22 protein-coding genes are annotated in these 25,657 nt (G+C 62.5%); 8 read left to right on the top strand and 14 right to left on the bottom strand.

Going from position 1 to position 25,657, the window contains the following annotated elements; all coding sequences use genetic code 11:
* Window positions 1-349 precede the first annotated feature (349 nt).
* The 6 genes from NKF26_RS16930 to solA all read right to left on the bottom strand — a co-directional run bounded on the left by NKF26_RS16930 (window position 350) and on the right by solA (window position 9,234).
* Window positions 350-1,498, bottom strand: coding sequence for an acyl-CoA dehydrogenase family protein (locus NKF26_RS16930; protein WP_253234633.1), 1,149 nt, complete (start codon window positions 1,496-1,498; stop codon window positions 350-352).
* Between the two features lie 226 nt (window positions 1,499-1,724).
* Complete coding sequence (locus NKF26_RS24170; RefSeq protein WP_256487613.1) at window positions 1,725-1,850, bottom strand: hypothetical protein; 126 nt, start codon at window positions 1,848-1,850, stop codon at window positions 1,725-1,727.
* A 179-nt stretch (window positions 1,851-2,029) separates the two neighbouring features.
* A complete protein-coding gene (locus NKF26_RS16925) occupies window positions 2,030-3,571 on the bottom strand; it encodes a BCCT family transporter (RefSeq protein WP_342766337.1) in 1,542 nt (513 codons plus the stop codon).
* Window positions 3,572-4,168: 597 nt separating this feature from the next.
* Window positions 4,169-5,407: a threonine ammonia-lyase gene (gene ilvA, locus NKF26_RS16920; protein ID WP_253227754.1), complete on the bottom strand. Its 1,239-nt coding sequence runs from the start codon at window positions 5,405-5,407 to the stop codon at window positions 4,169-4,171.
* Window positions 5,408-5,427: 20 nt separating this feature from the next.
* Window positions 5,428-7,938 (bottom strand): FAD-dependent oxidoreductase, encoded by a 2,511-nt coding sequence (locus NKF26_RS16915; RefSeq protein ID WP_253227753.1) that lies wholly within the window; start codon window positions 7,936-7,938, stop codon window positions 5,428-5,430.
* A gap of 153 nt (window positions 7,939-8,091) precedes the next feature.
* A complete protein-coding gene (gene solA, locus NKF26_RS16910; RefSeq protein WP_253227752.1) occupies window positions 8,092-9,234 on the bottom strand; it encodes an N-methyl-L-tryptophan oxidase in 1,143 nt (380 codons plus the stop codon).
* A gap of 167 nt (window positions 9,235-9,401) precedes the next feature.
* Between solA and NKF26_RS16905 the strand changes: the two genes are divergently transcribed.
* The 3 genes from NKF26_RS16905 to NKF26_RS16895 all read left to right on the top strand — a co-directional run bounded on the left by NKF26_RS16905 (window position 9,402) and on the right by NKF26_RS16895 (window position 11,784).
* Window positions 9,402-10,541 (top strand): aromatic ring-hydroxylating dioxygenase subunit alpha, encoded by a 1,140-nt coding sequence (locus tag NKF26_RS16905; protein ID WP_253227751.1) that lies wholly within the window; start codon window positions 9,402-9,404, stop codon window positions 10,539-10,541.
* A 7-nt stretch (window positions 10,542-10,548) separates the two neighbouring features.
* Window positions 10,549-10,911 (top strand): hypothetical protein, encoded by a 363-nt coding sequence (locus NKF26_RS16900; protein WP_253227750.1) that lies wholly within the window; start codon window positions 10,549-10,551, stop codon window positions 10,909-10,911.
* A gap of 219 nt (window positions 10,912-11,130) precedes the next feature.
* Window positions 11,131-11,784: a helix-turn-helix domain-containing protein gene (locus tag NKF26_RS16895; protein ID WP_253227749.1), complete on the top strand. Its 654-nt coding sequence runs from the start codon at window positions 11,131-11,133 to the stop codon at window positions 11,782-11,784.
* A gap of 74 nt (window positions 11,785-11,858) precedes the next feature.
* Here the strand turns inward: NKF26_RS16895 and NKF26_RS16890 are convergent, their stop codons facing one another.
* Window positions 11,859-12,668 (bottom strand): alpha/beta hydrolase, encoded by an 810-nt coding sequence (locus NKF26_RS16890; RefSeq protein WP_253234632.1) that lies wholly within the window; start codon window positions 12,666-12,668, stop codon window positions 11,859-11,861.
* Window positions 12,669-12,996: 328 nt separating this feature from the next.
* Between NKF26_RS16890 and NKF26_RS16885 the strand changes: the two genes are divergently transcribed.
* Window positions 12,997-13,797: an aldo/keto reductase gene (locus NKF26_RS16885; RefSeq protein WP_253227747.1), complete on the top strand. Its 801-nt coding sequence runs from the start codon at window positions 12,997-12,999 to the stop codon at window positions 13,795-13,797.
* A gap of 88 nt (window positions 13,798-13,885) precedes the next feature.
* On the opposite strand, the gene NKF26_RS16880 is transcribed toward NKF26_RS16885, so the two are convergent.
* Window positions 13,886-14,041 (bottom strand): hypothetical protein, encoded by a 156-nt coding sequence (locus tag NKF26_RS16880; protein WP_253227746.1) that lies wholly within the window; start codon window positions 14,039-14,041, stop codon window positions 13,886-13,888.
* A gap of 210 nt (window positions 14,042-14,251) precedes the next feature.
* Here NKF26_RS16880 and NKF26_RS16875 point away from each other — a divergent pair, with 210 nt between their 5' ends.
* Entirely contained in the window at window positions 14,252-14,671 is a 420-nt protein-coding gene (locus NKF26_RS16875; protein WP_253234631.1) for a nuclear transport factor 2 family protein, read from the top strand.
* Between the two features lie 27 nt (window positions 14,672-14,698).
* Here NKF26_RS16875 and NKF26_RS16870 read toward each other — a convergent pair whose 3' ends face one another.
* Both NKF26_RS16870 and NKF26_RS16865 read right to left on the bottom strand, forming a co-directional pair.
* Entirely contained in the window at window positions 14,699-15,715 is a 1,017-nt protein-coding gene (locus tag NKF26_RS16870; RefSeq protein ID WP_253227744.1) for an NAD(P)-dependent alcohol dehydrogenase, read from the bottom strand.
* 110 nt (window positions 15,716-15,825) lie between these two features.
* Window positions 15,826-16,257, bottom strand: coding sequence for a VOC family protein (locus NKF26_RS16865; RefSeq protein ID WP_253227743.1), 432 nt, complete (start codon window positions 16,255-16,257; stop codon window positions 15,826-15,828).
* A gap of 570 nt (window positions 16,258-16,827) precedes the next feature.
* Here NKF26_RS16865 and NKF26_RS16860 point away from each other — a divergent pair.
* Complete coding sequence (locus NKF26_RS16860; RefSeq protein ID WP_253227742.1) at window positions 16,828-17,700, top strand: CehA/McbA family metallohydrolase; 873 nt, start codon at window positions 16,828-16,830, stop codon at window positions 17,698-17,700.
* A 59-nt stretch (window positions 17,701-17,759) separates the two neighbouring features.
* Here the strand turns inward: NKF26_RS16860 and NKF26_RS16855 are convergent, their stop codons facing one another.
* The 3 genes from NKF26_RS16855 to NKF26_RS16845 form a co-directional block, all read right to left on the bottom strand.
* Window positions 17,760-19,529 carry a choice-of-anchor I family protein gene (locus tag NKF26_RS16855; RefSeq protein WP_253234630.1) on the bottom strand — a complete coding sequence of 590 codons (1,770 nt, stop codon included), beginning with the start codon at window positions 19,527-19,529 and terminating at the stop codon, window positions 17,760-17,762.
* A gap of 114 nt (window positions 19,530-19,643) precedes the next feature.
* Window positions 19,644-20,612, bottom strand: coding sequence for a thermonuclease family protein (locus tag NKF26_RS16850; RefSeq protein WP_253227740.1), 969 nt, complete (start codon window positions 20,610-20,612; stop codon window positions 19,644-19,646).
* A gap of 93 nt (window positions 20,613-20,705) precedes the next feature.
* Window positions 20,706-21,467 (bottom strand): HpcH/HpaI aldolase/citrate lyase family protein, encoded by a 762-nt coding sequence (locus NKF26_RS16845; RefSeq protein WP_253234629.1) that lies wholly within the window; start codon window positions 21,465-21,467, stop codon window positions 20,706-20,708.
* A 148-nt stretch (window positions 21,468-21,615) separates the two neighbouring features.
* On the opposite strand from NKF26_RS16845, the gene NKF26_RS16840 reads away from it, so the two are divergent.
* Window positions 21,616-22,404, top strand: coding sequence for a winged helix-turn-helix domain-containing protein (locus NKF26_RS16840; protein WP_253227738.1), 789 nt, complete (start codon window positions 21,616-21,618; stop codon window positions 22,402-22,404).
* 163 nt (window positions 22,405-22,567) lie between these two features.
* Entirely contained in the window at window positions 22,568-23,968 is a 1,401-nt protein-coding gene (locus NKF26_RS16835) for an FAD-binding oxidoreductase (protein WP_253234628.1), read from the top strand.
* A 177-nt stretch (window positions 23,969-24,145) separates the two neighbouring features.
* Here the strand turns inward: NKF26_RS16835 and NKF26_RS16830 are convergent, their stop codons facing one another.
* Window positions 24,146-25,654, bottom strand: coding sequence for a DASH family cryptochrome (locus NKF26_RS16830; protein WP_253234627.1), 1,509 nt, complete (start codon window positions 25,652-25,654; stop codon window positions 24,146-24,148).
* Window positions 25,655-25,657: the final 3 nt, after the last annotated feature.

Below are 25,657 nucleotides of genomic sequence, written 5' to 3'. Positions count from 1 at the left end.
GACGGGACGACAGACACCGAATAACAATGATCGAACCGGCCATTGGTTGGTATGCAGGTCGCACTGAATCAGGTCTCACGTGCCACACCGTTCGGCCGTTGGTTCGGCCGACGTGTCCGTCTGTCAGTAGTCATCCGTCGTACGCTCGCACGGTCGGCATTGCGCCGGCCGTACTCGCGTTTTCGATGGAAGCCCGGAGAACGGGTTGCTCGCTGGTAAGAGCACCATCGTTGGACGAAGGCTCTCGTCCGACCGATGGCGGCTATCATCGATAGCCCCGGTGGTTCGAATCCACCCCCGTTCGTTCCCCTTTTCGAGATGTCGAATTCGGAAGTGACCTCGCCAGCGATCAGGGACGCTGGCGATAGATGAGGTTGCGTTGGATCCCGTTCGCTCCCTCGTAGATCACCGGAATCCGGACGTCACGATAGATCCGCGCGATTTTGCGGTCGGTGAGGACCGAGCGACCGCCGTGCAGTTGCATTCCCGTTTCGGCGCACTCGACGGCCGCTTCCGTCGAAGTCGTCTTGGCGAGCGCCGCCCAGTAACCCGGGTTCTCGCCGTTTTGGACCTTTTCCGCGGCGCGCCAGTTGAGCGCCCGTGCCCGCTCGAACTCGATGAGCATGTCCGAGAGGTCGTGTTGGACGGCCTGAAAGTCGTTCACGCTTCGTCCGAACGCGCTGCGGTCGTGGACGAACTCCCACGTCTCCTCGATGGCCGCCGCCGCCAAGCCCAAGGCGTGACCGCCGACGATGACCCGCCCGTGGTTGAAGAACTCGGCGAGCATGTAGAATCCCGTCCCTTCGGTGCCGACGAGGTTTTCCTCGGGAACCCGGCAGTCGTCGAACACGATATGGCCCTGTTTCGACGCCCGGAAACCCATCTTCTCGGGGATGTGCTCGGCGTCGTAGCCGTCCGTGTCCGTCGGCACGATGAACATCGAGTAGTTCGAGTAGCGGTCGTCCGAATCACCGGTTTTCGCGTAAACGGTCAGCCAGTCGGCTTCGACGGCGTTTCCAATCCAGTACTTCTCGCCGTTTATCACCCACTCGTCGCCATCTTTCTCGGCGCTCGTCGTCATCCCCGCCAAGTCGCTCCCCGTCTGCGGTTCGGAAACGGCGAGCCCCGTTATCGCCTCACATTCCGCTACAGGTCGGAGGTACTCCTCTTTCTGCTCCTCGCTTCCGTACGATTCGACGATTTCCCCGCCGAAACTCGCCAGTTGGAGCGTGAGCGCGATTCCGGCGTCCGCCCGGTAGAACTCCTCGGCGATGGCGAGCATCTGTCGAATGTTCAACCCTCGTCCGCCGACTTCGGGACCGAGGTCTTGGGCGACCAGTCCCGCCTCCTGTCCGGCTTCGAGGATGTCGAACGGGTAGTCGCCGCTCCGGAAGTACTCCTCGGCGTTGGGTTCGATGTACTCTTCGGCGAACGCCCGGGCGTCCGCTTTTATCTCGCGGGCGTCCTCGGGAACGATGGACTCATCCAGCAGTTCCATGGCTCACCTTCGGCTTCGAGTGCCAAAGGTACCGTTGCCGAGACTCTTTTCCGACAGGACCGGTCCCCGTTCTCACCCGCTCGAACGGGACCGCGGGCCGGGAGACGCTTACCGAAGTCGATGTCCCCGTCGTCGCGACGAACGTCAGTGATCGGATTTCGGATACCGTCCGCTGAGGGGTTCGGAACGAAAAAAGGCAAACTCGTCGGCGGATTCCGGGTCGGAGTTACCGACTACCGGCGGACGGCGATGGATCGTTCCCGCCGTTCAGAATGCGGTCGACCAGGTCGCCGAGGTCGGGTGCGCTTCGACCGTCCGATTCTTCCGACGGGTATTCTGTATCGGATACCATCGATCGTACCTCCGGTTGACGTTCGTACCTCCGGAAAGTTAACAGTTTGTCCTGGGAGGAAGCCGCCTCCGTCGCCGACCGGATGGATTGGTTGGATGGAATGGATGGGATAGATGGGATGGAATGGATGGGATAGATGGGATGGAATGGATGGAAGGCGGTTGGCCGCGTCAGCGACGTTAGTCCCCTTCGTCACCGTCGGCGGGGCGGGCGGAAGTCCCACCGCCGCCACCGCCCCCGAGCAGCACGTCGTCGTCCTCCCGGATCGAAGCACCCTCCTGAACGAGCACGCGTCCTTGGAAGCTGCTGAACTCCTTTATCATGCCGTACACGCCGATGAGTCCGACGATGGCGACCGGTCCGCCGGTGATTATGGCGGCCTGCTGGAGCGCGCTGGTTCCGCCGATGACGATGAGGACGGCGGCGACGAGTCCCTGAAGGACGCCCCAGATGAGGCGGTTGAGTTCCGAGGGGTGCTCCTCCCCGCCGGTGGTCAGCATGGCGATGCCGAGCGTCGAGGAGTCGGCAGACGTGACGAAGAACGTGATGACCAGCAGGAAGAACAGACCGGATAGCAGGGCACCCGCCGGGAGCGCGCCGAACAACGGATACCCGGCGACGGCCTCGTTTCCGTTGTAGTTCGCGAGGACGCCGAGGATGTTCGCTCGACCGAGTTGCTGCATCCGCATCGACATCCCACCGATGACGAGGAACCACGGGACAGTCGCCAGCGTCGTCGCGACGACGCCGACGAACGTCACTTCGCGGATGGTTCGTCCGTACGAGATTCGCGCGAGGAAAATCCCCGAGAATGGGGCCCACGAGAACCACCATGCCCAATAGAAGATGGTCCACGCCCCGACGAACGATGAACCGGTCGCCGCGCCGGTGAACAGACTCATCTTGATGAACTGGTTGAGATACCGGCCGACGGACTGCGTCCCCAGATTGAGCACGAACGAGGCCATCCCGTTGTAGATGCCGATGCAAAAGACCAACACCCCCAGCAGGACGAACACGATGACGTTCAACTGCGATAGCCGTTTGATACCCTTCTCGACGCCGCTGATGACCGAAAGCGTGAACACCGTCGTCACACCGATGATGACGAGGATGATACCGAGGTCGCCGAGTTGGATGCCGAAGATATCGATCGGAAGCGCTGACGCCGCCTGTGACGGCGTCCGTACCGACCCGAACTGGTAGTCCATCCCCATCAGCAACTGTTGGCCGATGAACCCGAGCGACGTGGCGATGCCGCCCATCGTCCCGAACACCGCGATGAGGTCGACGACGCGCGCGAAGTAGCTGTCGTCCAAGTTATCGACGCCGACGATGGGCGCGATGACCGTCGAGAACTTGAACGGCGCACCCTTCTTGTGTGCGTAGTAGCCGATGGGAACGCCGACGATGAGGTAGGCCGCCCACGCCGAGATGCCCCAATGGAAGAACGTGTACTGAAGCGACCCCAACATACGCTGTTTCGCGGGGGCGTCCGCACCGGCGAGAGGCGTCCCGCTCCCGTAGTGGAAGATGGCCTCGGCCGGACCCCAGAAGACGATTCCGGCGGCGATTCCGGCGGAGAAGAACATCGCAAAATAGGAGAGGAAACTGTGTCTCGGTTCCGCGTCGGGCGGCCCGAGTTTGATCTTCCCCCACGGGCCGAAGATGAGGAAGTCGTGAATCCGACGAATATCAACATCGCCCAGAGGTAAAACCACGAGAAGTTGGACCACAACCAGTGGTTGACCCCTTTCATTGCAGTTCCTGCTGCCTCCGGGCCGACGATTGCGACGTACAGAAGGAACGCAACCGCGGTCAGAATACCGAACCCGAACACCAGCGGATCGATCTCGTCTACGAACTCGCGTAGGTAACCTTGTTGTTGGCTCATGTTGCTCATACTCCTCTCGGAGTGTGCAGTACGCCGTACTGCGTCGTTCGAGCGGTCGGCGACGATGTCTTCTGCTTCCGGCGAATCGCGGTCCCCTCGACGGTGATTTCCGAACCGGTTGTATCACGATCGTCAGATCATGACCCGAGACGATGGACGAACGAAACGGATTCGACGGCGTGCGCGAATCCGTGCCCCGTCATACCATGACACAATACTACATACGTTTCTCTTGAGAATCGATAATAATAGCTCGTGTTTGTATGCTGTGGTGTACTTAAGCACGGACGAAAATTTAACGGCCGTTTCGTTTTACCGTAATTTCGTTTCGTAAGGTTTCATTTAAAACCCTCCGGCCTACAAGATCGGTGAGTAGCCGACGCACGGTGAGCAACTGTTCGTGATGTCAGAAAATCCATAAGAATCAGGAGTTGACGTGGACGACCTCGTAGGAGTGACCGCGTATCGAGCGGATGATGTTCCTCGCCTGTCCGGTGCCGCTCGTTTCGACCTGGAAGACGAGATACGCCTCGCCGACGTCTAGTTCGGGGGCCGACCTGTCGTGTCGGACGTTTCGGATGTTCGCCCCGTGATCCGCGATGATACCGGACAGTTCCTGCATCTCACCGGGTCGGTCGTGAATGCGAACGCGAAGGCGGAGAAGTTGCTCACGGTTCGTCAGTGCGTGGACCAGCACGGTCTGTAACATCGTCATATCGAGGTTCCCGCCGCAGAGCAACGGCATCACCGTCTCCCCTTCCACGTCGAGGGCTTCGCCCATGATGGCCGCGACGCTCGCCGCACCGGCACCTTCGACCACCTGCTTCGCCCGTTCGAGCAGGAAGAGGACCGCCCGCGCGATTTCGCTGTCGGTCACCGTGACGATTTCGTCGACGTGTCGGTCGATGAGCGAGAGCGTCAACTCGGAGATGCCGCCGGTGGCGATACCGTCCGCGATGGTGTCGACGGAGTCGAGGGTCTGTGGCATCCCCTTGTCTAGGCTGCTCGGAACGGTCGCCGCGCCGGTGGCCTGCACGCCGACGATGCGCGTTTCCGGGGACAGTTCGGAAAACGCCGTCGCGATGCCGGAGATGAGGCCGCCGCCGCCGATGGGAACGACGACGGTGTCCACGTCCGGGAGGTCCTCGTACATCTCGACGCCGAGCGTCCCCTGTCCGGCGATGATCGCCGGGTCGTCGTACGCGTGGATGAGTTCAGCGGAGCCGTCGGCGACGAGGTCCTCCGCGTGGTTCATCGCCTCGCGGAAGTCCCGGCCGACGAGTTCCACCTCGCCGCCGTAGCCCCTCGTCGCGTCGATCTTCGTCTGCGGGGCGGTCTTCGGCATGACGATGGTCGAATCGATGCCGAGTTCGGTCGCCGCCAGCGCCACGCCCTGTGCGTGATTTCCGGCGCTCGCCGCGACGACGCGGTCGACATCCGTTCCCACCACGTCGCGTTCGATCTTGTTGTACGCCCCGCGCGTTTTGAACGAACCGGTCCACTGGAGGTGCTCCATTTTCAACGACACCTCGCCGCCGGTTCGGTCGTCGAGGGACGTGCTTCGCTCGACGGGCGTTCGTTTCACGACCGACGGATCGTCGAGTCGGTCGATGGCCTGTTCGATAGCGGAAAACGGGAGTCGTTCCGACGTGTTGGTAGTCATCCGTAATTCTCCGTCCCCGGTCAGCGCAGTATCTTCTCCCGGTCGGGGTCGAACAGCGGTTCGTCCCGTACCGTCGCCGCGAATCGCTCGCCCTCGTACTCCACATCGACGGACCGACCGGCGTCGGCGTACGCCGTCGGCAGATAGGCGTAGGCGATACCGGCGTCGATGGTGTAGCCGTAATCGGTACGCGTCGTGTACCCCAGCACCTCGTCCCCGTCGACGATGGGGTGGCCCGTGTCCACGACGGTCCCCGGTTCGTCGAGCGTGACGGGGACGAGTTTTCGGTCGATACCGGCGTCCGACGCCTCGGCCAGCGCCTCCTTCCCGATGAACTCCGTCTCCATGTCCACCGCGAACGAGAGGTTCGCCTCGTATGGGTTGTACTCGGGGGAGATATCCGTCCCCCACAACCGGAACCCCTTCTCCATGCTCATCGAGTTGAGCGTCGCGTCACCCATCGCGAGGACGCCGTGGTCCTCGCCCGCCTCCCAGACGGTGCCCCACAACTGCGCGCCGTACTCCTGCGGGGCGTACAGTTCCCAGCCGAGTTCGCCGACGAACGAGACGCGAAGCATCGTCACCGGAACGCCCCCGACGTACGTCTCCTGGCAGGAAAAGAAGGGGAAGTCGTCGTGCGAGATGTCCGTCTCGACTACGCCTTCGAGGGTCTCTCGCGCCTTCGGTCCCCAGACGCCGAGGCCGCACCGAGCGGAGGTCCGGTCCACGACCTCGACGGTGCCATCGTCGGGAGCGTGGTCTCGAATCCAGCGACCCTGCGTCGTTCCGGAACTGCCGCCGCCGGTCAGGATTAAGAATCGGTCCTCGCCGAGGCGGGAGACGGTCAAGTCGGCCAAAATGCCGCCGTCCTCGTTGAGCATCGTCGTGTAGCGCACCCGACCGGGCGAGACGTCGATGTCGTTCGAGAGCAATCCCTGCAGGAACCGCTCCGCGCCGGAACCGCGTACCTCGATGGCCGTGAAGGAGGTGAGGTCGTACAATCCGACCCTGTCGCGCACGGCCTGGTGCTCCGCCCCGTGGGCCTTCGACCAGTTCTTCCCGAGCCAATCGGGTCTGTCGGGAACGTCGTACTCGGAGAGCAGCGCCTCGTTCTCCTCGTACCACTGTGGCGACTCCCACCCGTCGCTGTCGTAGAACTCCGCGCCGAGTTCCCGCTGGCGCGGATAGTACGGGCTTCGCCGCAGTCCGCGTCGCGTCTCCGGCTGGTTGCGGGGATGGGTCAGTTGGTAGACCTCGCGGTACTGCTGTGCCGCCCGGTCGTGGACGAACCCGTCGGACCCGTGGTGGCCCTGAAATCGGTCGATGGACGCGCCGGTCACGTCCACGCGCTCGCCGTCGAGTCGCGGCGTGCCGTTCGCCATCCACTCGGCGACGATGTTCCCGACGCCGCCCGACTGGGTGACCCAGACGGCGAGTGCCCACCACAACCCGTCGATGTCCTCCGTTTCGCCCAAGATGGGCATTCCGTCGGTGGTGAAGCAGAACATCCCGTTCATCTGGGTTTCCCATTCACAGTCCTCGAACGCCGGAATCAGTTCGCTCGCGGCGTCGGCCGCCGTCTGCTCGTGGTCGGGATGCGTGTTCTCGACGAAGTGTTCGGCCGTGAACTCCCGGAGCGAGGGGTATTTCAGGCCGAGGTCGTCCAATTTCTCCGGGCCGTAGATGTCCTCGGGTTCGACGAGCAGGGGTTCGTGGTTGTACGACCCGACGCCGTACGAGTCGCCGTGCTGGCGGAAGTACAGCGATCGGTCCTGATGGCGGAGGATGGGCTGTTCGATTTCACGCTCGGAACCGGCCAGTTCGTCGATGGCGTCCGAGACGAGGTACTGGTGAGCACACGGTTTGAGAGGGACATCGACGTCGACCATCTCGCCGAACAGCGGCCCCCAGATGTTCGTCGCCAGAAGCACCTCGTCGGCCTCGATACGGCCGTGTTCGGTGACGACGGCGTCGATCTCCCCGTCCTCGACGTCGAGGTCGGTGACCTTCGCGTTCCCGTAGAATTCGGCACCGCGTTCGCGCGCCAGGTTCGCCATCGTCTCCGAAACGTCGACCGCGTGGGCCTTCCCGTCCGACGGGACGTAGTAACCGCCGTGGATGGCGTCCGCGTTCACCTGCGGAACGCGCTCCTCGACCGCCGACGGCGACAACAGTTCCCCGTCCTCGACGCCGAACGAACGACCTCGCTCGCGCTTCCGCTTGAGGAACTCCCATCGGTCCTCCGTGTAGGCGACTTCGATGCCGCCGCACGTCCGAAACCCGTCGAGGTCCTCGTACAGGTTTCGCGTGTATTGGGCCATCTTCGACATCAGCTTGTTACCGGCCGTCTGAAACACCAACCCCGGTGCGTGGGACGTCGATCCGCCCGTCTCGAACAATGGTCCCTGATCGACGACGACGACGTCCTCGCGGCCCAGTTCCGTCAAGTGATACGCCGCGCTACAGCCGACACAACCGGCTCCCACGACGAGCGTCCCGACTTCGTCGGGAAGTGTGCTATTTGCACTCATTTGTCACATGAACGTCCGTCGGACCGGGTGAAAAGGGTCAATGTGAGATAAGACAGGTATTGAAATTAGGTACCCGGTTCGAGGGTGACGAGCGGGACGCCTTCGCTCGAATCGTCGCTCGAAACGGTCCGACTCGAACCGCGACTCAAACCACTACTCGAACCGATCCAACTCGAACATCCCGATGGGATGGTCGGTCTCCCCCTCGGCGGCGAGGTCGGCGAGGATTTCGCCGACGACGCTCGAAAACTTGAATCCGTGGCCGGAGAACCCGGCCGCGACCGCGACCTGCGGATGGTTTGGAAGCGTGTCGAGGATGAAGTGTTCGTCCGGCGAGTTGGTGAACATGCACGTCGCCAATCGCATGGTCTGGCCCGCGGCTTTCGGGAAGTACTTCTCGGTGAAATCGCGGAGGAGTCGTTCGTCCGCCGGTCCCGGTTCCGTGTTCCAGTCGTCGGGGTCCACCTGTTCGTCGAAGTGGTGGTATTTGCCGAGTTTGAACCCTGGAACGCTGTATATCGGGAGGCCGTAGAACCGCCCTTCCGGGGCGCTGATATTCCACACCGGGAACGAGTCGGGTTCGAACAGCGACGGGGTTTCGGGTTGGAACCACGCGAGAACCTGCCGTTCGGGGACGGCGAGTCCGTCCAGCGCGTCGGCGAGTTTGTAGTTCCACGCACCGGCGGCGAGCACGAGGCTGTCGGCCTCGTACGACCCGGCCGACGTCTCGACTCGTACGCCGCCGTCCGGGGTTTCGGTCCAGTCGAGGACGCGTTGACGGGCGCGAATATCCGCCCCTTCCTCCTGTGCGGCCTCGACGTGTCCGATGATCGATTCCTCCGGGACGACGAACCCGCCGTCCGGTTGGTACAGCGCCTTGTAGTCGTCCGGAAGTCGATAGCCGGGGAAGCGGTCGGCCAGTTCCGCGCCGGTGAGGATTTCGTGCGGAATGTCGTGTTCCTCACAGGAGCGTAGCGACCCCTCGAAGACGACGTTCCCCTCGGGGGCGGCGTCGATGGAACCGGTTCGGTGGATAACCGGACGTCCCGTCCGGTCGGCCAACTCGTCCCACAGTTCGTAGGCGCGCTCGATGAGCGGGATGTACGACGGATGTTCGTAGTACGCACGCCGGATGATTCGCGTGATACCGTGCGAGGAACCCTGTGTGTGCGGGATGTCGAACCGTTCCAATCCGAGGACGTCGAGGCCGCGCCGCGCCAGGTGGTACGTCGCGGCGCTCCCCATTCCACCGACGCCGATGACGATGACGTCCCGTCGGTTGTTACTGTCACTCATACTCGTCCCCGTAGTTTCGAATCGACCGTCTTCACGTTTTCCCCGCGAAAAGCGGATGAACCCGCGTTCGTCCCCGCTCGAACGGTCCGTCTCGAAACCGGGGGCACTTGAATGGGGGAGCTATCTGTGGTTCATATTTATACCCCCAGATAGTGACAAGTTGTCACATGACACGATGGAACGACGGGACCGACCGGGTCGAAGCGGTCAGTCCCGACATCACCGACGAAACGAACGCCCTCCCCGCGGAGTACTTCACCAGCCCGGACGTGTTCGAAATGGAGAAGGAAAAGGTGTTCTCGCGCTACTGGGTGTACGCGGGCCACGCCAACTGCATCCCCGAGTCCGGGGAGTTCTTCACCCGGAACGTCGGCGACAAGGAGATCATCGTCCTCCGGGACGACGAGGGCGACGTTCGGGCGTTTTTCAACGTCTGTGCGCATCGAGGGTCGAAAATCGTCGACGATACGCCGATGAGCGACCCCAGTCACGTGAATCGGATCCAGTGTCCGTACCACCTCTGGACGTACGACCTGGACGGGGACCTCGCGACGACGCCGAAGAGCTTCGAGGAGGCAAGCCTCAACCCGGACCTGGAGGACGACGACGTGTCGGAACTCGACGCCGGGAAGAACGGTCTGATGGAGGTTTCGACCGACCGGATCGGACCGCTGGTGTTCGTCAACTTCGACACCGACCCAATACCGCTCTCGGAACAGGCCGGGAAGATGCAAACGGAACTCGAAGCGCTCCCGCTGGACGAGTACGAACACGCCGCGCGGTTCGTCTCGGAGGTCGAATGCAACTGGAAGACGTTCGGCGGGAACTACTCCGAGTGCGACCACTGCCAGGCGAATCACCAAGACTGGATCAAAGGGATTCAACTCGACGAATCGGAGTTGGAGGTGAACGACTACCACTGGGTGCTCCACTATACTCACGAGGAGGACATCGAGGACGAACTCCGGATTCACGACGAGCACGAGGCGAAGTTCTACTACATGTGGCCGAACTTCACGGTGAACATGTACGGCACCGCGGACGGCTACGGGACGTACATCATCGATCCCATCGACGAGGAACGGTTCCAACTCGTCGCCGACTACTTCTTCAGGAACGCGGAGATGAGCGACGAGGAACTGGAGTTCGTTCGAACGAGTCGACAACTGCAGGAGGAGGACTTCGAGTTGGTCGAGCGTCAGTACCAGGGGCTGAAGTCGGGAGCGCTCGCACAGGCCCAACTCGGACCGAACGAGCACACACTCCACAAGTTCCACCGACTGGCCCAAGAGGCCTACAACGCCTGAACCGACGATGAGCGAACAGGAACCAGCGCCGTTCGTCGCCAGCTGTACCGACTGCGGGGAGCGAAAGGAGACGACAACCCCCAACGAAGTCATCGAGTTCTACAGACGCCACCGGTCGCTCACGGGCCACGACGTCGAATGGGAGTACGCCGACTACGGTTCGGCCGGAAAACCACCTGACAACGCGGACCTCAAATCCGTGGTCCTCGAACTCGGCGAGAGCTTCGAGGACGGCGTCCCGCTCGGTCTCGTGACGGCGGCGATGGGCGAGCGGGGTCGAACCATCGGCGAGACGCTCGACGACCTCCACGAACTGCGGATGACGGGTCACGTGTGGGAACCGAAGGACGATCACGTCAGCGCGTTCTAAACGGGGGAACGCACTCGGACGACCGCGTTTTCTGCCGGGAGACGGGGCGGGCTACCGTCTCTTCGAAGCCCGGATGTGGCTATCGCGTTCGATTCCGACAGTGGTGCCGAACGTTTCATTCGGACCGTGGTATCGAACCTTTCATTCCGATCGTGGTACCGAATGTTTAACACGCATGCCGACGAGGGTCGGATGTCGAGGGAATCACCGGTAATAGCTATGTCGTTCATCTCGCACGTTACGGTTCACCATCCGGACCTCGCGCTGGCACCTACGATAGCGGCAGTACCGAACGTCGCAATCAAGGTCGTTCCGACGACGGGGACGGACCCGGATACGGGACTGTTCTTCTTCCTCGTCGAAACCGAGGACGGTGATTTCGGCCCGTTCGAGGACGCACTACGGGACGATTCGACGGTAAAGAAGTCCGAGATGGTGGCGAACCACGGCGACACCCGAATCTACCGCCTCTGCTACACGCCGGGCACGAAACTGCTCACGCCGAAGACGACCAAGGTCGGCGGCCTGATGCTCGAAGCGAGGTCGGTGCGGCAGGGATGGCTCCTCCGTCTCCAACTCCCCGACCGAAAGTCGCTGTCACAGCTGTGGGACTACTGTCGGGAGGAAGACATCTCGTTCGAGTTGGACCGGATGTATCAACAGGAGAGCCTGACCGCCGACGGGGAATCCCTGACCGAGGCACAGCGAACGGCCCTGTTGACGGCGTTCGAGGCGGGCTATTTCGAGGAACCGCGCCAGACCTCACACGAAGCACTCGCCGAGCAGTTGGGTATCTCGTCGACTGCGGTCGGCGGGCGAATCAGACGCGGAACGTCGCGTCTCATCGAAACGACGCTCGTGCCGGACGAATAGACGGAGCGGTAGCAACGCCACGTCCGTGGAAACTTGACGAAGGATTGTGAAAACGGATGCCGACCCGTCGGCCGTCAGGGACGGTCGGTGTGACTGCCGTCGGGGAGGGTTCGGTCCGCCCAGCGCTCGACGTCTTCCGCGATTTCCTTCCAGCCGTCACCGACCATGAGTAGGTGGGACCGCCCGACGAACTCGTGGAGGTCCGTGACCGCCCGACTGCGACCGTACTTTCGATTGATCGAACGGGAGAGCGACGGCGGCGACGTGTGGTCTCGCTCACCGACGACGAGCAGGAGTGGTGGTCGGTCGTCGTTTCCGTAATCGACGGTGTTCGCCGCATTGGGCGTAAGACTCGACGTCCCCGCTTGGAAGAAGATACGGCCGGTTTCCGGCACCGCGTATCGGTCGTAGGCAGCGCGCGCGTCGTCATCCGGCCACGTGTTGACGAACGCGTATTTGAACTGTTCGAAGGACAATTCCACGGTGCGGTTACGGTTCGCGGGGTTGGAAAGTACCGGCCACGCCGTCCGGAGTGAGGACAGCGGAAGTCGAACCCCCTTCGGCGGGGCGGTGTCGATGGCCACCCCTGCCGCACCGAATCCCCGATCCAGCAACAGTTGAACGATCAGCGCGCCGAACGAGTGGCCGACCAGGACCGGTTGTTCCGGGAGGTCTCGAATCACGTCGGCGTAGTGGTCTACGATTTCCTGGAGGGTCAGACCGTCTATCGGCGACGGGTCGGCACGGATTTCCTCGACAGGGCGGTCGTGTCCCGGCCACGCCGGGACGATTACTTCGTGACCACGTTCGGAGAGGTACTCCTCGAAACCCTCCCAACTGCGGGGCGTCAGCCACGCACCGTGAATCAGGACGAACGTGGTCATGGGATTTCACCACCGACCGCCCAGCAATCGCCGCCGAGGAGTCGGTTCACGGATACCGGACGTAGGATCACGGAAACCGGACGTACGGTGTTTTCCATGGGGTTCATCGCCCGTTCGTACGCTCGCCAGCGTCGTAACGTCGTCTGTCGTATCGACGGATAGTTGTGGAGGTTGCGGTATTCCAGGGTACTATCGTCGAGAACAGACGAGGGAGCTACCTGGCCATAGTAACAGTCACCTGGTCAATAGTACTGTGGAGTGGCGTGTGAAAAATAGCCGATGCCACGACGGCCACATCATTCACAAGCGCGCTGGAACATGGACCGATATGGACGAACTACCCCCGATCGGATTGGGAACGTACAAGAACACCGACCCTGAGGAGTGTGCGGAGGTCGTCGCGGCCGCGCTGGAACTCGGCTATCGTCACGTCGATACCGCACGGGCCTACGACAACGAGGAGTACGTCGGCGACGGTATCGAGCAAGCCGACGTGGACCGCGGGGACGTGTTTCTGGCGACGAAGGTGTGGGACGACATGCTCGCACACGACGACGTGCTCGCCAGCGCGGCGGCGAGCCTCGACGACCTCGGCGTGGACACGGTCGATCTGTTGTACGTCCACTGGCCGCGGGACACCTACGACGCGGAGGAAACGCTCCCCGCGTTCGACGAGTTGCGCGAGGAGGGGAAAATCGAGCACGTCGGCCTGAGCAACTTCACGCCGGAACAACTGGACGAGGCGCGTTCGGTCCTCGACGCGCCGATATTCGCCCATCAGGTAGAGATGCATCCCCTGCTCCAACAGGAGGAACTGCAGGAGTACGCGCGAGAGGACGACCACTGGCTCGTCGCCTACGCGCCGGTCGCGCGCGGGGAAGTCGCTGATGTGGACGAGATTCGGGAGGTCGCCGAGCGACACGACGCGACCCCGTATCAGGTGTCGCTGGCGTGGCTCGCCGCGAAGGAGAACGTCGCCGCCATCCCGAAGACGTCGAGCGAGGAGCACCTCCGGGACAACCTCGCGGCGCGCGAGTTGGATCTGAGCGAGGAGGACATCGCCACCATCGACGGTATCGAGCGCGAGGAGCGGTTCATCGATCCCGACGACGCGCCGTGGAATCAGTGAGCGTCGTCCGATAGGTCGTCGGGACGTCCCGCTCGTGGGGAATCGAGAAGTAGCCGGATCGGCGATTATCAGTTATTCCGGACCTCGATTACGGAAACAGCCGTGCTCGAAGTCGCGGTTCCGAATCCGTCGAACCGCTCGTTTTTGCGTCCGTCACCTCGTGTTGCGGCGAACCGTAGACGGACCGTTCGTCGTCGTCCCGCTGTAGACCGTGTTGTGGGTATCCGTACAAGTAATGTTTCATTCGTTGACTATCCAAACTTCTTTCTTCGATAATACCCTCCATTCGTACAGTTATAATCCTTTCCACAGAGGCAGATACAACATGGTTGCAGCGGCAAGTCCACTAAGTAACGGATAACGAAGTGGGCGACTTCGAGCGCGCTGTTTCCAGGGGCGCGACGGTCACACACGAACAAGAGCTTTGAAGCACGCGGGTCGATGTCAGCCCGAAATGAATGCAGACGACGCGGAGACGACGGTACGGGAGTACTACGAGGCGCTTCGTGAGGGCGAACCGTTACCGCCGTTTTTCGCGGCGGACGAATCGCTGGTCAAGTTCGGAATCTCGGAACGACTCGTCGGGTACGAGGCCGTCGCCGAGGGATTGCGCGATCAGACCCGCGAATCGGAGGACTGGACGGTGACGAGCAGCGACCTGCGGGTGACCGAACGCGACCGCCACGCGTGGTTCAGCGACGACGTTCACATGGCGTGGACCGACACCGGCACGGATACGGAAACCGGAACCGGAACGCGCCACGAGTTCGACACGCGCTGGAGCGGCACGCTGGAGCGGCGAGATAGCGAGGAAGGAGGAACGGAAGAATGGCGTTTCGTCGGGATGCACGTGAGCGTCGCCCGGCCGTTCTGAAACCGGGAAGCGAACTGCGCCACCCGATCACTCGACGGAGATGACTACCTTCCCGCGATGCTCGCCGCGGTCCACGTAGCGGTACGCCTCGCGGACTTCGTCGAAGTCGAAGACGCGGTCGATGACGGGGTGCATCTCCTCGACCGCCATCGCGTCGGTCATCCGGTCGAACATCGCGCGGCTTCCGACGCCCATCACGCCCTCGACGTCGAGCGATTTGTGCATGATCGGGCCGGGGTCGACGCGTCCTTGCTGCCCGGCGAGGACGCCGATGAGATGGACGTGACCGCCGACGGCCGCCGCTTCGAGCGACTGTTCGAGCGTCCCGGGACCGCCGACTTCGACGACGTGGTCCGCGCCGCCGATTCGTTCTTGGACGACTTCTCCCCACTCGGGTGTCGATTCGTAGTTTATCGTCTCGTTCGCCCCACGTTCGCGGGCCGCTTCGAGCTTTTCGTCGCTCGACGACGTGACGACCGTGCGCGCGCCGTGCATCGCGGCGAACTGGAGCGCGAAGGTCGAGACGCCGCCCGTTCCGAGCGCGAGCACCGTCTCCCCGACGTGGAGGTTCCCATCCTCGACGAGCGCGCGCCACGCCGTCAGTCCCGCACAGGAGAGCGTTGCGCCCTCCTCGTAGGAGAGGTAGTCGGGGAGGACGGCGAGGCTCTCGGCCGGAAACGTCACGTACTCCGCCAGCGCCCCGTCGGTTGAACCGCCCGTCGTTCGCGCCAGCTTTTCCGGCGTTCCCGCCCCCTCTATCCAATCGGGGGCGAACGGCGTTGCGACGCGGGTTCCCGCCGATATTCGTTCGACATCGTCCCCGACTTCCACGACTTCACCGGCCCCGTCGGACAGCGGAATCACCGGAGGCTCCGCTCCGGGATAAACGAGGTCTGCGTTCGCGATGGCCAAATCGCGGTAATTCAGCGAGCACGCGTGGATGCGGACCAGCGCCTCGTCGGCGTCGGGACTCGGCTTCGACCGCTCGGACTGTACTACCCCGTCGTACTCGGAATCCGTCCGTTGGACTTCGTAGGCTCGCATTTTCGTCGGGAGTTCGATCCCCGAGCGTTTCGTTCCTGCGTTCGCCCACAGTTTGACCGCTTTTCACGTTCATCCTCGGATACGGCGCGTCGGACAGACAGAAAGCCGATTCAGAGTTCGAGAATCTCGACCGGATTGCCGTCCGGGTCGCGGATGAAGAGGATCTTCGTGCCGCTGCCGGTCGTCTGCGGTTCGCTGATGGCCTCGACGTCGTCGGGGAGCGATTCGTACACGGTATCGAGGTCGTCGGTTTCTATCCCGAGGTGTTTCGCCCCGGTGTCGTACACCGCCGCGCCGCGAACGTCGTTCCCGTCGTCGTTATCGTCGGCTTCGTATTCGATGAGTTCGACGCGGCCCGTTCCGCCGTCGAGTTGGGCGAAGTGGCCCGTCAGTTCGTCGCCGTCGACGGCCGTCGAAAGTGCGTCGTCGGAGAGGGTGTACTGGTCGATGACGTCGAACCCGAGGACGTCGCTGTAAAATTCGACTGCACGATCGAGGTCGGTTACCGAGACACCGTGGTGGTGGAGACTCAATTGGCTCATGGTTTCATCTCGTTCTCCCCGAGTAAAACGCTTCGTCTCGCGGCGTCGTCTGTCAGTACCGAGGGCCGAATACGAGGATGATGACAGGTATCGGCACGATACCGCCTTCGTCTACCGGTGCTGAGAAACCGTCCGGCGACGGGGCCGGACGATCCGGCACGATGGGTCGGGGAGAGATGATGTGGTAAGCCACGTGACGTTCAGATAGCCGGTAGCGAGCGTCGCTTGTGGGCGTATCGTGCCGAGGTGTTTGCCTCTGTCCGAATCGACAGTGGGTGGTGGCATCCCGACCCGTTTCGATCCACGGATGGTTCGATAAAAGGAATTCTGACCAGTTCATCAAAACACGGCGTATATCGGGAAGGGAACGGGAAATTCGGCATCTGGAAGCGAGGGGAAGGGAGTAACCCCTCGTCGATGTCCTCCACGCGGGCGTCGTTCCAACGAACGGTAGCGTCGCTGTCGGGGACGTCCCGATTTGAAGCCGCGTTCAACGAACGGCGGGTGATAACGATTTCGGCAGGGGTGAAGTAGACAGATTGATATTCGATACGACCGTGGAATAATAAAGTGCCAACCGGAGTAACCGTCAGGATCGATCCCCACGTCCACTCGGAGGGGTCGTACGATGCGCACGATTCGATCGAACTGCTGCTGGAGCAGGCCAGTGACATCGGTCTCGACGCCATCGTCATCACCGACCACGACGTCATCGAGGAGTCACGGCAAGCCGCGGCGCTCGCCGCCGAATACGGCCTGATAGGGATTCCAGGCGTCGAAGTTTCGACGGCGGACGGTCACCTCCTCGCCATCGGCGTCGACGAACGTCCCACGCCGCGCCAATCGCTCGGGGCGACCGTCAAGGACGTCCACGAACTCGGCGGCGTCGCCATCGTTCCCCATCCGTTCCAGTGGAGTCGCCACGGCGTTCGGAAACGCGACCTCGTCGCGTGTGACGCCATCGAGGTGTACAACTCGTGGCTCTTCACGGGGTACAAGAACCGGCGTGCAGGGGCGTTCGCGGAAGAGCACGGCTATCCGGGAATCGCGGCGAGCGACGCACACACCGCGTCGATGGTCGGACGGGCGTACACCGAACTCACCATCGACGGCGTGTCGAACAAGGCGGAGATCGACTGTGACACCATCGTGGAGGCGTTCCGATCCGGGACGACGGAGATCAACGGACGACGGACGCCGATTCCGCACAGCGCCAATCACTACACGAAGGGCGCGAGCAAGCGGATCGACGCGGCGGTTACGGCGTCGAACCTGAACGTGCTCACCCTGCTCACGCAGTCGGCGTACGCGTTCCACCGCGGGAAACGGCGACGAGGGGCACTGCTCTTCGGCGCGGCGACGCTCTCCTCGCGGAACCACCGCTGGTGGTATCTGATCGAGGGATCGATCACGGCGAACCGCCTCATCGACCGACTGTTCTAAGCGATTTGGGGGCTGAATGTTGTTTTAGATACTATCGAGGGACGCCCGTGTTCGAGCACCTAGAGTGAATCGACGCGGTGGACGGCCATCGTACCGCTGATTTCGTTGCCGGTGAGCACTAACGGGGCGTCGGTGGGGCTCTCCTCGGCGGAAACGAACGTGACACCCTCCGGACCGAGGTCGCCAGCGGCACCGACGGGGAGGTCGCCGTCGTCGATCTGATCCCCCACGTCGACGCTGAAATCACGGTCGTTCAGATATTGGACGAACTCGGCGTTTTGTGGGTTCGAGACGTCGTACACCATGATTCCGCCCATTCGTTCGAGGCCGATGAACGCGTAGGTCCGACCATCGACGACGCCGACATCGACGCCTTCGGGTTCGGGACCCTTGTTGTCGCTCCGACTGTCCGGGTCGTTCTCGTCGTTGTCCGTGTTGAAGTGGTCGGGGTACTGACGCGCGATGATACGGGCGAACTCGCTGCCGCTATCGTACATCAGTTTCCCTTCCCCGTTCCAGATCGAGAACGACCGCCCGCCGAAGACGTATATCTCCTCGAATTTGCCGTCGCCGTCGACGTCGCCGAGTTGGTTCGTCACGTGGAGCGAACCGAGGTTCTCCTCGGCCTGCAGTTCCTCGACGTCGTCGATTCCTTCGATCCGGTCGAAATCGAACGCATCCGGGTCGAGTTCGAGGTCTTCGAGCGAGACCTCCTCCGAGAAGCCGTCGTAATCGCGGGCGTCCCCTTCGTTCGCGGTGACGATGTACGTCTCGCCGTCGCCGGACGAAGTCTGGCTACCAGCGGCGTCGGCGGACGCCTCGCCGACCTCGTACGAGGCGATACCGTCGGGTTGATACATGCCGTACACCGGCCAGTTGCGAATGTTCATCCCGCCGTCCTCGTTGCTGGCGTCGAGTTCGTTGCCGGGGAGCATGTGGTCCTTGTAGCCGAGCGGGAGGATGTCCGTGACCGTCGCACTCACGATATCGACGACTGCGAGGGCGTTGTTCTCCTGCAACGAGACCCACGCGGTCTTCGAATCGGCGGAGACGGTGATGTATTCGGGTTCGAAGTCCTGCGATGCGCTGGCGTCGGGACCAAAGATTCGAACGCCCTGTTCCCGAAGTTCGTCCTCCTTCCCGTCGTAGGCCGTGAATCCGGCTATTTCGACGGCGCAGTTACCGTCCCGTCCGGCGATCGATACGACGCTCACCGAACCGCGCGGGTCGGTGTCGTACTCGTCGTTCGGTTCGCCTTCGTTCGCGGTGAGCACCCGTTTTCCGTCGGGCGTGAACGTCACCATGTCCGGGTTCGCGCCGACGGTCTCCATCGAGTCCAGTTCGAGCGTTCGACCGTCGTAAAACACGACCTTCCCGGGATTCGTCGCGTCGTCAGCGGCGACCGTGGCGGCAACGAGTCCGTCGTGAACGTCGACGCTCGTGGCGTCCCCCGCGTCCGTCCACGCGTCCGAGAGGTCGGCGGTTCCGACTTTTTCGGGGTTCGACGGATCGCCGAGATCGACGGCGTTGACGGTTGCCTCCTCGGCATTGACGAAGAACGCGCGTTGGAGATCGGGATCGTAGCTGACGATCTCGGCAGCGCCCTCGTCGAACTGGCCGGTCTCGTATCGGCCGAGGAAGGACAGTTCGATGTGATCGGACGACGGGTTGGAATCCTCCGCGTGCATCGATTCGTCCCCCTCGCTTTGGTCCTGCCGTCGGTCGGTCGATGACCGGCCCGTCGCCGCGGCGTACCCGGTGAGGAGCGTTGCGCCTGTTATTCCACCCAGCGCGAGAAACTTGCGTCGAGGTACCGTGTCGTCTGACATCAGTTCACTCATTTTAATTATATCGCATTAATCTTTCTAAAATTTTATATATTTGATTATATTTATGTTGTGTTCGTTTCAGTGATATATTGTATCAATAGCAGCTCTCCGGAGCTATTCCCCGGCGGAATCGCTCGTTTCCGGCGGAACGTCTGCGAGTTGGTCGATGGACTCGACGACGATTTCAGGGTTGCCATCCTCCTCCGGGTACTGCTTCACCGTCCCCGTGACGAACGCGTAGCTTCGATTGGGGCGCTGTACCGACTCGCCGTCCGATTTGGCGATGTACCGTTTTTCCAGCAGCGAGATGAGTCGCTGGCCGCCCTCCGTTTCCAGCGCGTCCGGGAGGAACAGTTGGAATGGCTGCTCTTTCGAACCGATCTTGACGATGGCGTGTTTCTCCCCGGCGCGCTCGTAGCCGTCGAGTTCGGTGAAGACGGTGAGTTCCTCCCCGACGCTGGTCTCGATCTCGTGGTAGTCCTGTCGGGTATCGAGTATCGATTCGTCGTCGGCCGCGCTCCGATACCGACGTACCATCTCCGCGCGCAGCGTCCACCACGAACGCAGCGGTTCGTACTCGCGCATCACCGAACCGTTGACTTTCGACTGGTTCCAGACGCCGATGTCGTCGGCTTGAGCGTTTTGCTCCGCCTCACGATACCGCCGGTGGTGGTCGTCGAAGACGGCGTAGCCGTACTTCGTGAAATACGGACTGTATCCCTTCCGGATCATGTGTTCCTGATAATCCTCGCCATCGACGTGGACGAAGACGAGCGGCCGACCGTAGTTGCCCCGGTAGCGCCGAAGACATTCGTCGATGGATTCCGTCCCCGGGAACTCGATGGTGACCGAAGACCCCTCCGGAACCAACCCTTTGGCGTGTTCCTTGGCCTTCTCACCCCACGGCGTCTTCGGCTTTCCGACACCGGCGTGCGTTTCCTCGGTGTCGAGTCCGAGAATACGGAGGTTCACGAGGTCGGACTCCCCCGTCGTCGCCTCGTCGAAGTGGACTTTGAAGGTGTCCCCATCGATGACCGTTGCTACCTCGACTTCGAGCGTCGTCCCGGCGGTATTGGCTGCCATGTTCGAACACAGATACCACCCGAAGGACCATTTATTTTTCCTTTGTTTTGGTGAAATAATATTCGTCCGATTCGTGACTCCGACGAGTCGTCGTTACCCATCCAGGAACTCCTCGATGCCGGTGCGCATGAAACTCAGGTCGGCCCCGAGGAGGAAGAATTGGAAGCCACGGTTCGACCGCTCCGTCAGGGTGGTCGGCGTTCGACCGGCGATACCTGGGTACACGCCGTTGGCCTCGGCCGCCTCGAACACCCGCTGAACGGCCGCCGTCACGGTGGAATAGTCCTTTTCGCCCGGATACCCGTACGCGGACGAGAGGTCGTTTTCGCCGATGAACGCGACGTCGATGCCGTCGACGGCGAGGATGTCCTCGACCGATTCGACCGCCGACGGCGACTCGATTTGGACGACGACGAGCGTCTCGTCGTTCGCGTTCGCGACGTAGTCGTCGAACCGTTCCCCGTACTCGTTCGCCCGCGTGGTTCCGGCGACGCCCCGCTCGCCGACCGGTGGAAAGTGGGTCGCACGAACGACCCGTTCCGCGTCCGCGGCGGATTCCACGCCGGGGACGATGACACCCTGCGCCCCGGAATCGAGGGCGTGTTTCGCCCCGCCAGAGACGGTCGTTTCGACCGACGGAAGTCGGACGAGTGGCGTCGCGTGGGGTTCGACGGCCCGAATCAATGCCTCGACGCGTTCGGGCGAATGGGGCGCGTGTTCGGTGTCGATGGCGAGCCAATCGACGTCGGTTCGTGCCACGACCTCGGCCGCACGCGTGCTGCGCGAGAGAAGCCACGCGCCGACGACGTCGTCACCGTCTTCGAGCGTCCGCAGTGTTCTATTCACGGGAGCCATTTCCGAACTGTTGCGAGGCGGAGCACAAAAAGGGGTACGTCGAGTCGGGTGGGCGGCGGTTCGACGGTTTCCCGTTTCGTGTCCACTCGATGTCGATTCGGACGAGCGACCCCACACGAAGATATACTGTCGGGTGCTAACTAGAACCATGGGAACTGCACTCGACGAGATAGAGTTTCTCATACGGTCAGAACACCGCATCGAGTGCCTCGACGCGCTTGCCGAGCGTCCGCACAGTCGGGACGACCTACAGGCGCTGACCGGTGCGTCGTCCTCGACGATCGGGCGCACGCTCCACGAGTTCGAAGCTCGCGGCTGGATTCGCCGGGATGGCTGTCAGCATCGGGCGACGTCGGACGGGTTGTTCGTTGCGGGGGAGGTCACGACCCTGCTCGATCGGATCGAAACGAGACAGCGGTTGCGCGACGTCGCGCGATGGCTTCCGGCGGAGAAACTCGGCATCTCGATGGAATCGTTTTCCGACGCCGTCGTCACGGTAGCCGATGACGACGACCCGTACGAACCCGTGCGTCGTTACGACGAGTTGATAGCGGACGCGGGGACGATGCGTGCGTTCGGAACGGCGACGCTCAAATCCGCCAACGCCGGGACCCTGTATCGGAACGTCCGCGAGGGGATGACCACCGAAATCATCTATCCGCCACCCATCGTCGAAGCCGTACTGGAATGGTCACCGACGGCAGCCAAGAAAGGGCTGGAGGGCGGTAACCTCACCATCCTGATGCACGACGCGCTCCCGTGTGGACTCACCCTCTTCGACGACCGAGTCGCCCTCACGGGTTACGACCCGGATACCGGCATGTTACGGGCGGTCGTCGATACGAACTCACCCGAAGCGCGGGAGTGGGCGGAAGCCCTCTATGACTCCTATCGGGACGAGGCCCGACCGCTCGGCCCCGACCTCCTCGAAGTGTAGTAACGGACGGCCGCGGTGAGGGCCTCGGACCAATACCGGGTCTGGCACTATCCGTGCAATCACTGACCCGCTTGCATGCCCTGCAATCGACCCACCACGTGCGAGAATTTCACTAGATAGCTACATTTTTGTCCACGGTCTTTTTTCCACACGGGAGGGAATCATGGCGACAGAAAGTCAACCGGTAGACAAAGCGGTAATCGAGGAGTTCAAACGGCGTTCCGGCGGGGACGTGTTCCAACCGGAAGACGGGACGGAGTACGACGAAGCGCGCGTGATCTACAACGCGATGATAGACAGGCATCCGCAGCTGATAGCCCGTTGTGACACCGTAGACGACGTGATCAGGGCCGTGGAGTTCGCCCGCGAAAACGAGATGGAGGTGGCGATTCGGAGCGGCGGTCACAACGGTGCGGGCCTGGCGCTGGTGGACGACGGACTCGTCATCGACCTGTCGAACATGACCGATATCAGCGTCGATGCCGAGGAGCGGACTGCCCGCGTGGAACCCGGCTGTACGTGGGGCGACGTCGATGGGGCGACGCACGAAGACGGACTGGCGACGGTGAGCGGTGTCATCTCCACCACCGGCGTCGCCGGGCTTACCCTCGGCGGGGGACACGGCTATCTGACCCGGAAGTACGGGCTGACCATCGACAACCTGCTCGGCGCGGACGTCGTGCTGGCCGACGGACGACTGGTTCACGCCAGCGAGGACGAGCATTCGGACCTGTTCTGGGCACTCCGCGGCGGCGGCGGCAACTTCGGCGTCGTCACGGCGTTCGAATTCGAACTACACCCGGTGGACACCGTCGTCGCCGGACCGACCTTCTGGCCCATCGACGAACTCGAAGACACCATGCGCTGGTACCGCGAGTGGCTTCCGAACGCGCCGGAGGACGTGTACGCGTTCTATCTGATCGCGGAAGTGCCGGGAGAGCCGTTCCCGGAGGAAATCCACGGCGAGAAGGTGTGTGGGCTGATGTGGTGTTACCTGGGTGATCCGGACGACATCGACGGCGTGCTACGACCCGCACACGACGTCGCCGAACCGCTGTTCGAGCACGTCGGGGAGATGCCCTACCCGGCGCTCCAGAGCATGTTCGACGACCTCTATCCGCCGGGTGACCAGTGGTACTGGAAGGGCGACTTCGTCCACGACCTGACCGACGAGGCCATCGACGAACACCGACGCTTCGCGGACGTGCCGACCCCGCAGTCCGGGATGCACCTGTATCCGGTCAATGGCGCGGCCCACCGCCCCGAATCGGACGAAACGGCGTGGTCGAACCGCGACGCCACGTGGTCGATGGTCATCTTCGGCGTGGACGGGGACCCGGCGAAAAAAGACGAGATAACAGACTGGGCACGGGGGTACTGGGAGGCAACCCACCCGCACTCGATGGGTGGTGCGTACGTCAACTTCATGATGGAGGAGGGGACGGACAGAATCCAGGCGACCTACGGCGACAACTACGAGCGACTACGGGAGATCAAGGAGAGATACGATCCGGAGAACATCTTCCACGTCAACCAGAACATCGAACCGCTCGCGGAGGAGTGACTGAGGTCGCTTGACGGGGGGCGACATCGACCCCCTCGACCCACGAGCGCGTTCGTGACACGATGATATGAGGATAGTTGAATAGACGAACAACTATTCAACTATCGTCACGACCCCGGCGTTCATCCGTAGCCTCTCGAATTGGATCGCGGTAACAGCGAGACGGTCCAAAATTTCTCACTCGTTCGACCCAAGCCACTGGGTCAGCGGTTCCGGATAGTCCTCGCCGAGCGTGACGCCGTATCGCTCCTGTTCGTCGGGGGACAGCGTCCACGGTTCGTGCGCCTTCTCGCCCGGCACACCGTCGAGTTCGGGGAGCCAGTATTTGACGTACGTCGCGTCGGGGTCGTACCGCTCGGCCTGCCACCCCACGTCGAACGAGCGGTTCCGCGAGTCGTTGCCGACGCCCGCGATGTACGCCCAGTTGCCGTAGTTGCTCGCGGGGTCGTAGTCCACGAGTTTCGTCTCGAAGTAGGCCGCTCCCTTCCGCCAGTCGATTCGGAGGTCGTTCGCCAGCACGCTGGCGACGTTCTGTCGCCCGCGGTTCGACACGTACCCGGTTTCGTTCAACTCCCGCATGTTCGCGTCCACGAACGGGATGCCGGTTTCGCCGCGTTTCCACCGCTCGAGCTCCTCCTCGCTTTCCCCGTCGGTCCCGCTCCGCCAGTGGATGTCGACCCGATGTCGAATCCCGTCCCGTTCGAACGGCTGAGTCCCGTGCTTTTCGAACTGGAACTGGAAGAAATCGCGCCACAGGAGTTCGAACACGAGCCAGTACGTCGATTCGTTCTCGACACGCTCGCGCTCGTAGCGTTCGACGGCTTCGTACACCGTTCTGGGGGAGAGACAGCCCAAATTGAGCCACGGCGAGAGCTTCGAGGAGTAATCGGACCCCAACAATCCGTTTCGCGTCTCCTTGTACTCCTGCAACCGGTCGCGCTTCCAGACGTAGCGTTCCAGTCGTTCGAGTCCCGCCGTTTCGCCGCCCTCGAACCGAAGGACTGCACGTTCGTCCTGCGTCGCCGGTTCGACACCGAGCGCTTCGAAGGTGGGAATCTCGCCGGGGTCGAGCGCCCCGGCGGAAGCGGACGCGTCCGCTTCCGCCGCCGTCCCCGCCACCTCCGGAATCGGTGGAAGCGCCGACGGCGCTTCGACCGTCGGACGAACCGTCGCGTCCGAATTTTCGACCGTTCGCCGAAACGGGGTGAACGTGTCCTCGATTCGAGCGACTGGGACGGGCAAGTCGTCAGGGTGATACAGCGTGTGGCCCCGGAACGACTCGACATCGGGATTCGTTTCGGTCCTTTTCAGTCGGGCCGTCACCGTCCGTTCGACGGCGCGTTCCTCCGGGGTTGAGGTGGCCTGAAAGCTCACGAAATCGGCGTCGATGGCCGACGCGAGTTCCGGGACGACCGCTTCCGGTCGGTCGTGACGAACGATCAGTTCGGACCCCAACTCGCGAAGCGACGTTCGGAGGTCGGCGACGCTCTCCCGGAGGAATCGCGTCCGGTGGCTACCCGTCTTCTCGTACCGAAACGAGTTCGTTCCCCCGTACTCCCGCGAACCGAACCCCCGCGGATCGAAACAGTACACACAGCAGAGTCGCTCGGCCTCGGTCGCGGCGGCGAGTGCGTGATTGTCCCGAGCGCGGAGGTCGGTTCGAAACCAGACGAGCGCGGTTTCCATGCA

This window comes from Haladaptatus sp. AB618 (assembly GCF_024136965.1).
In the GTDB taxonomy this organism is placed as follows: domain Archaea; phylum Halobacteriota; class Halobacteria; order Halobacteriales; family Haladaptataceae; genus Haladaptatus.
Note: the sequence above shows the minus strand (reverse complement) of the source record. Positions and strands in the feature narration are given on the sequence as shown.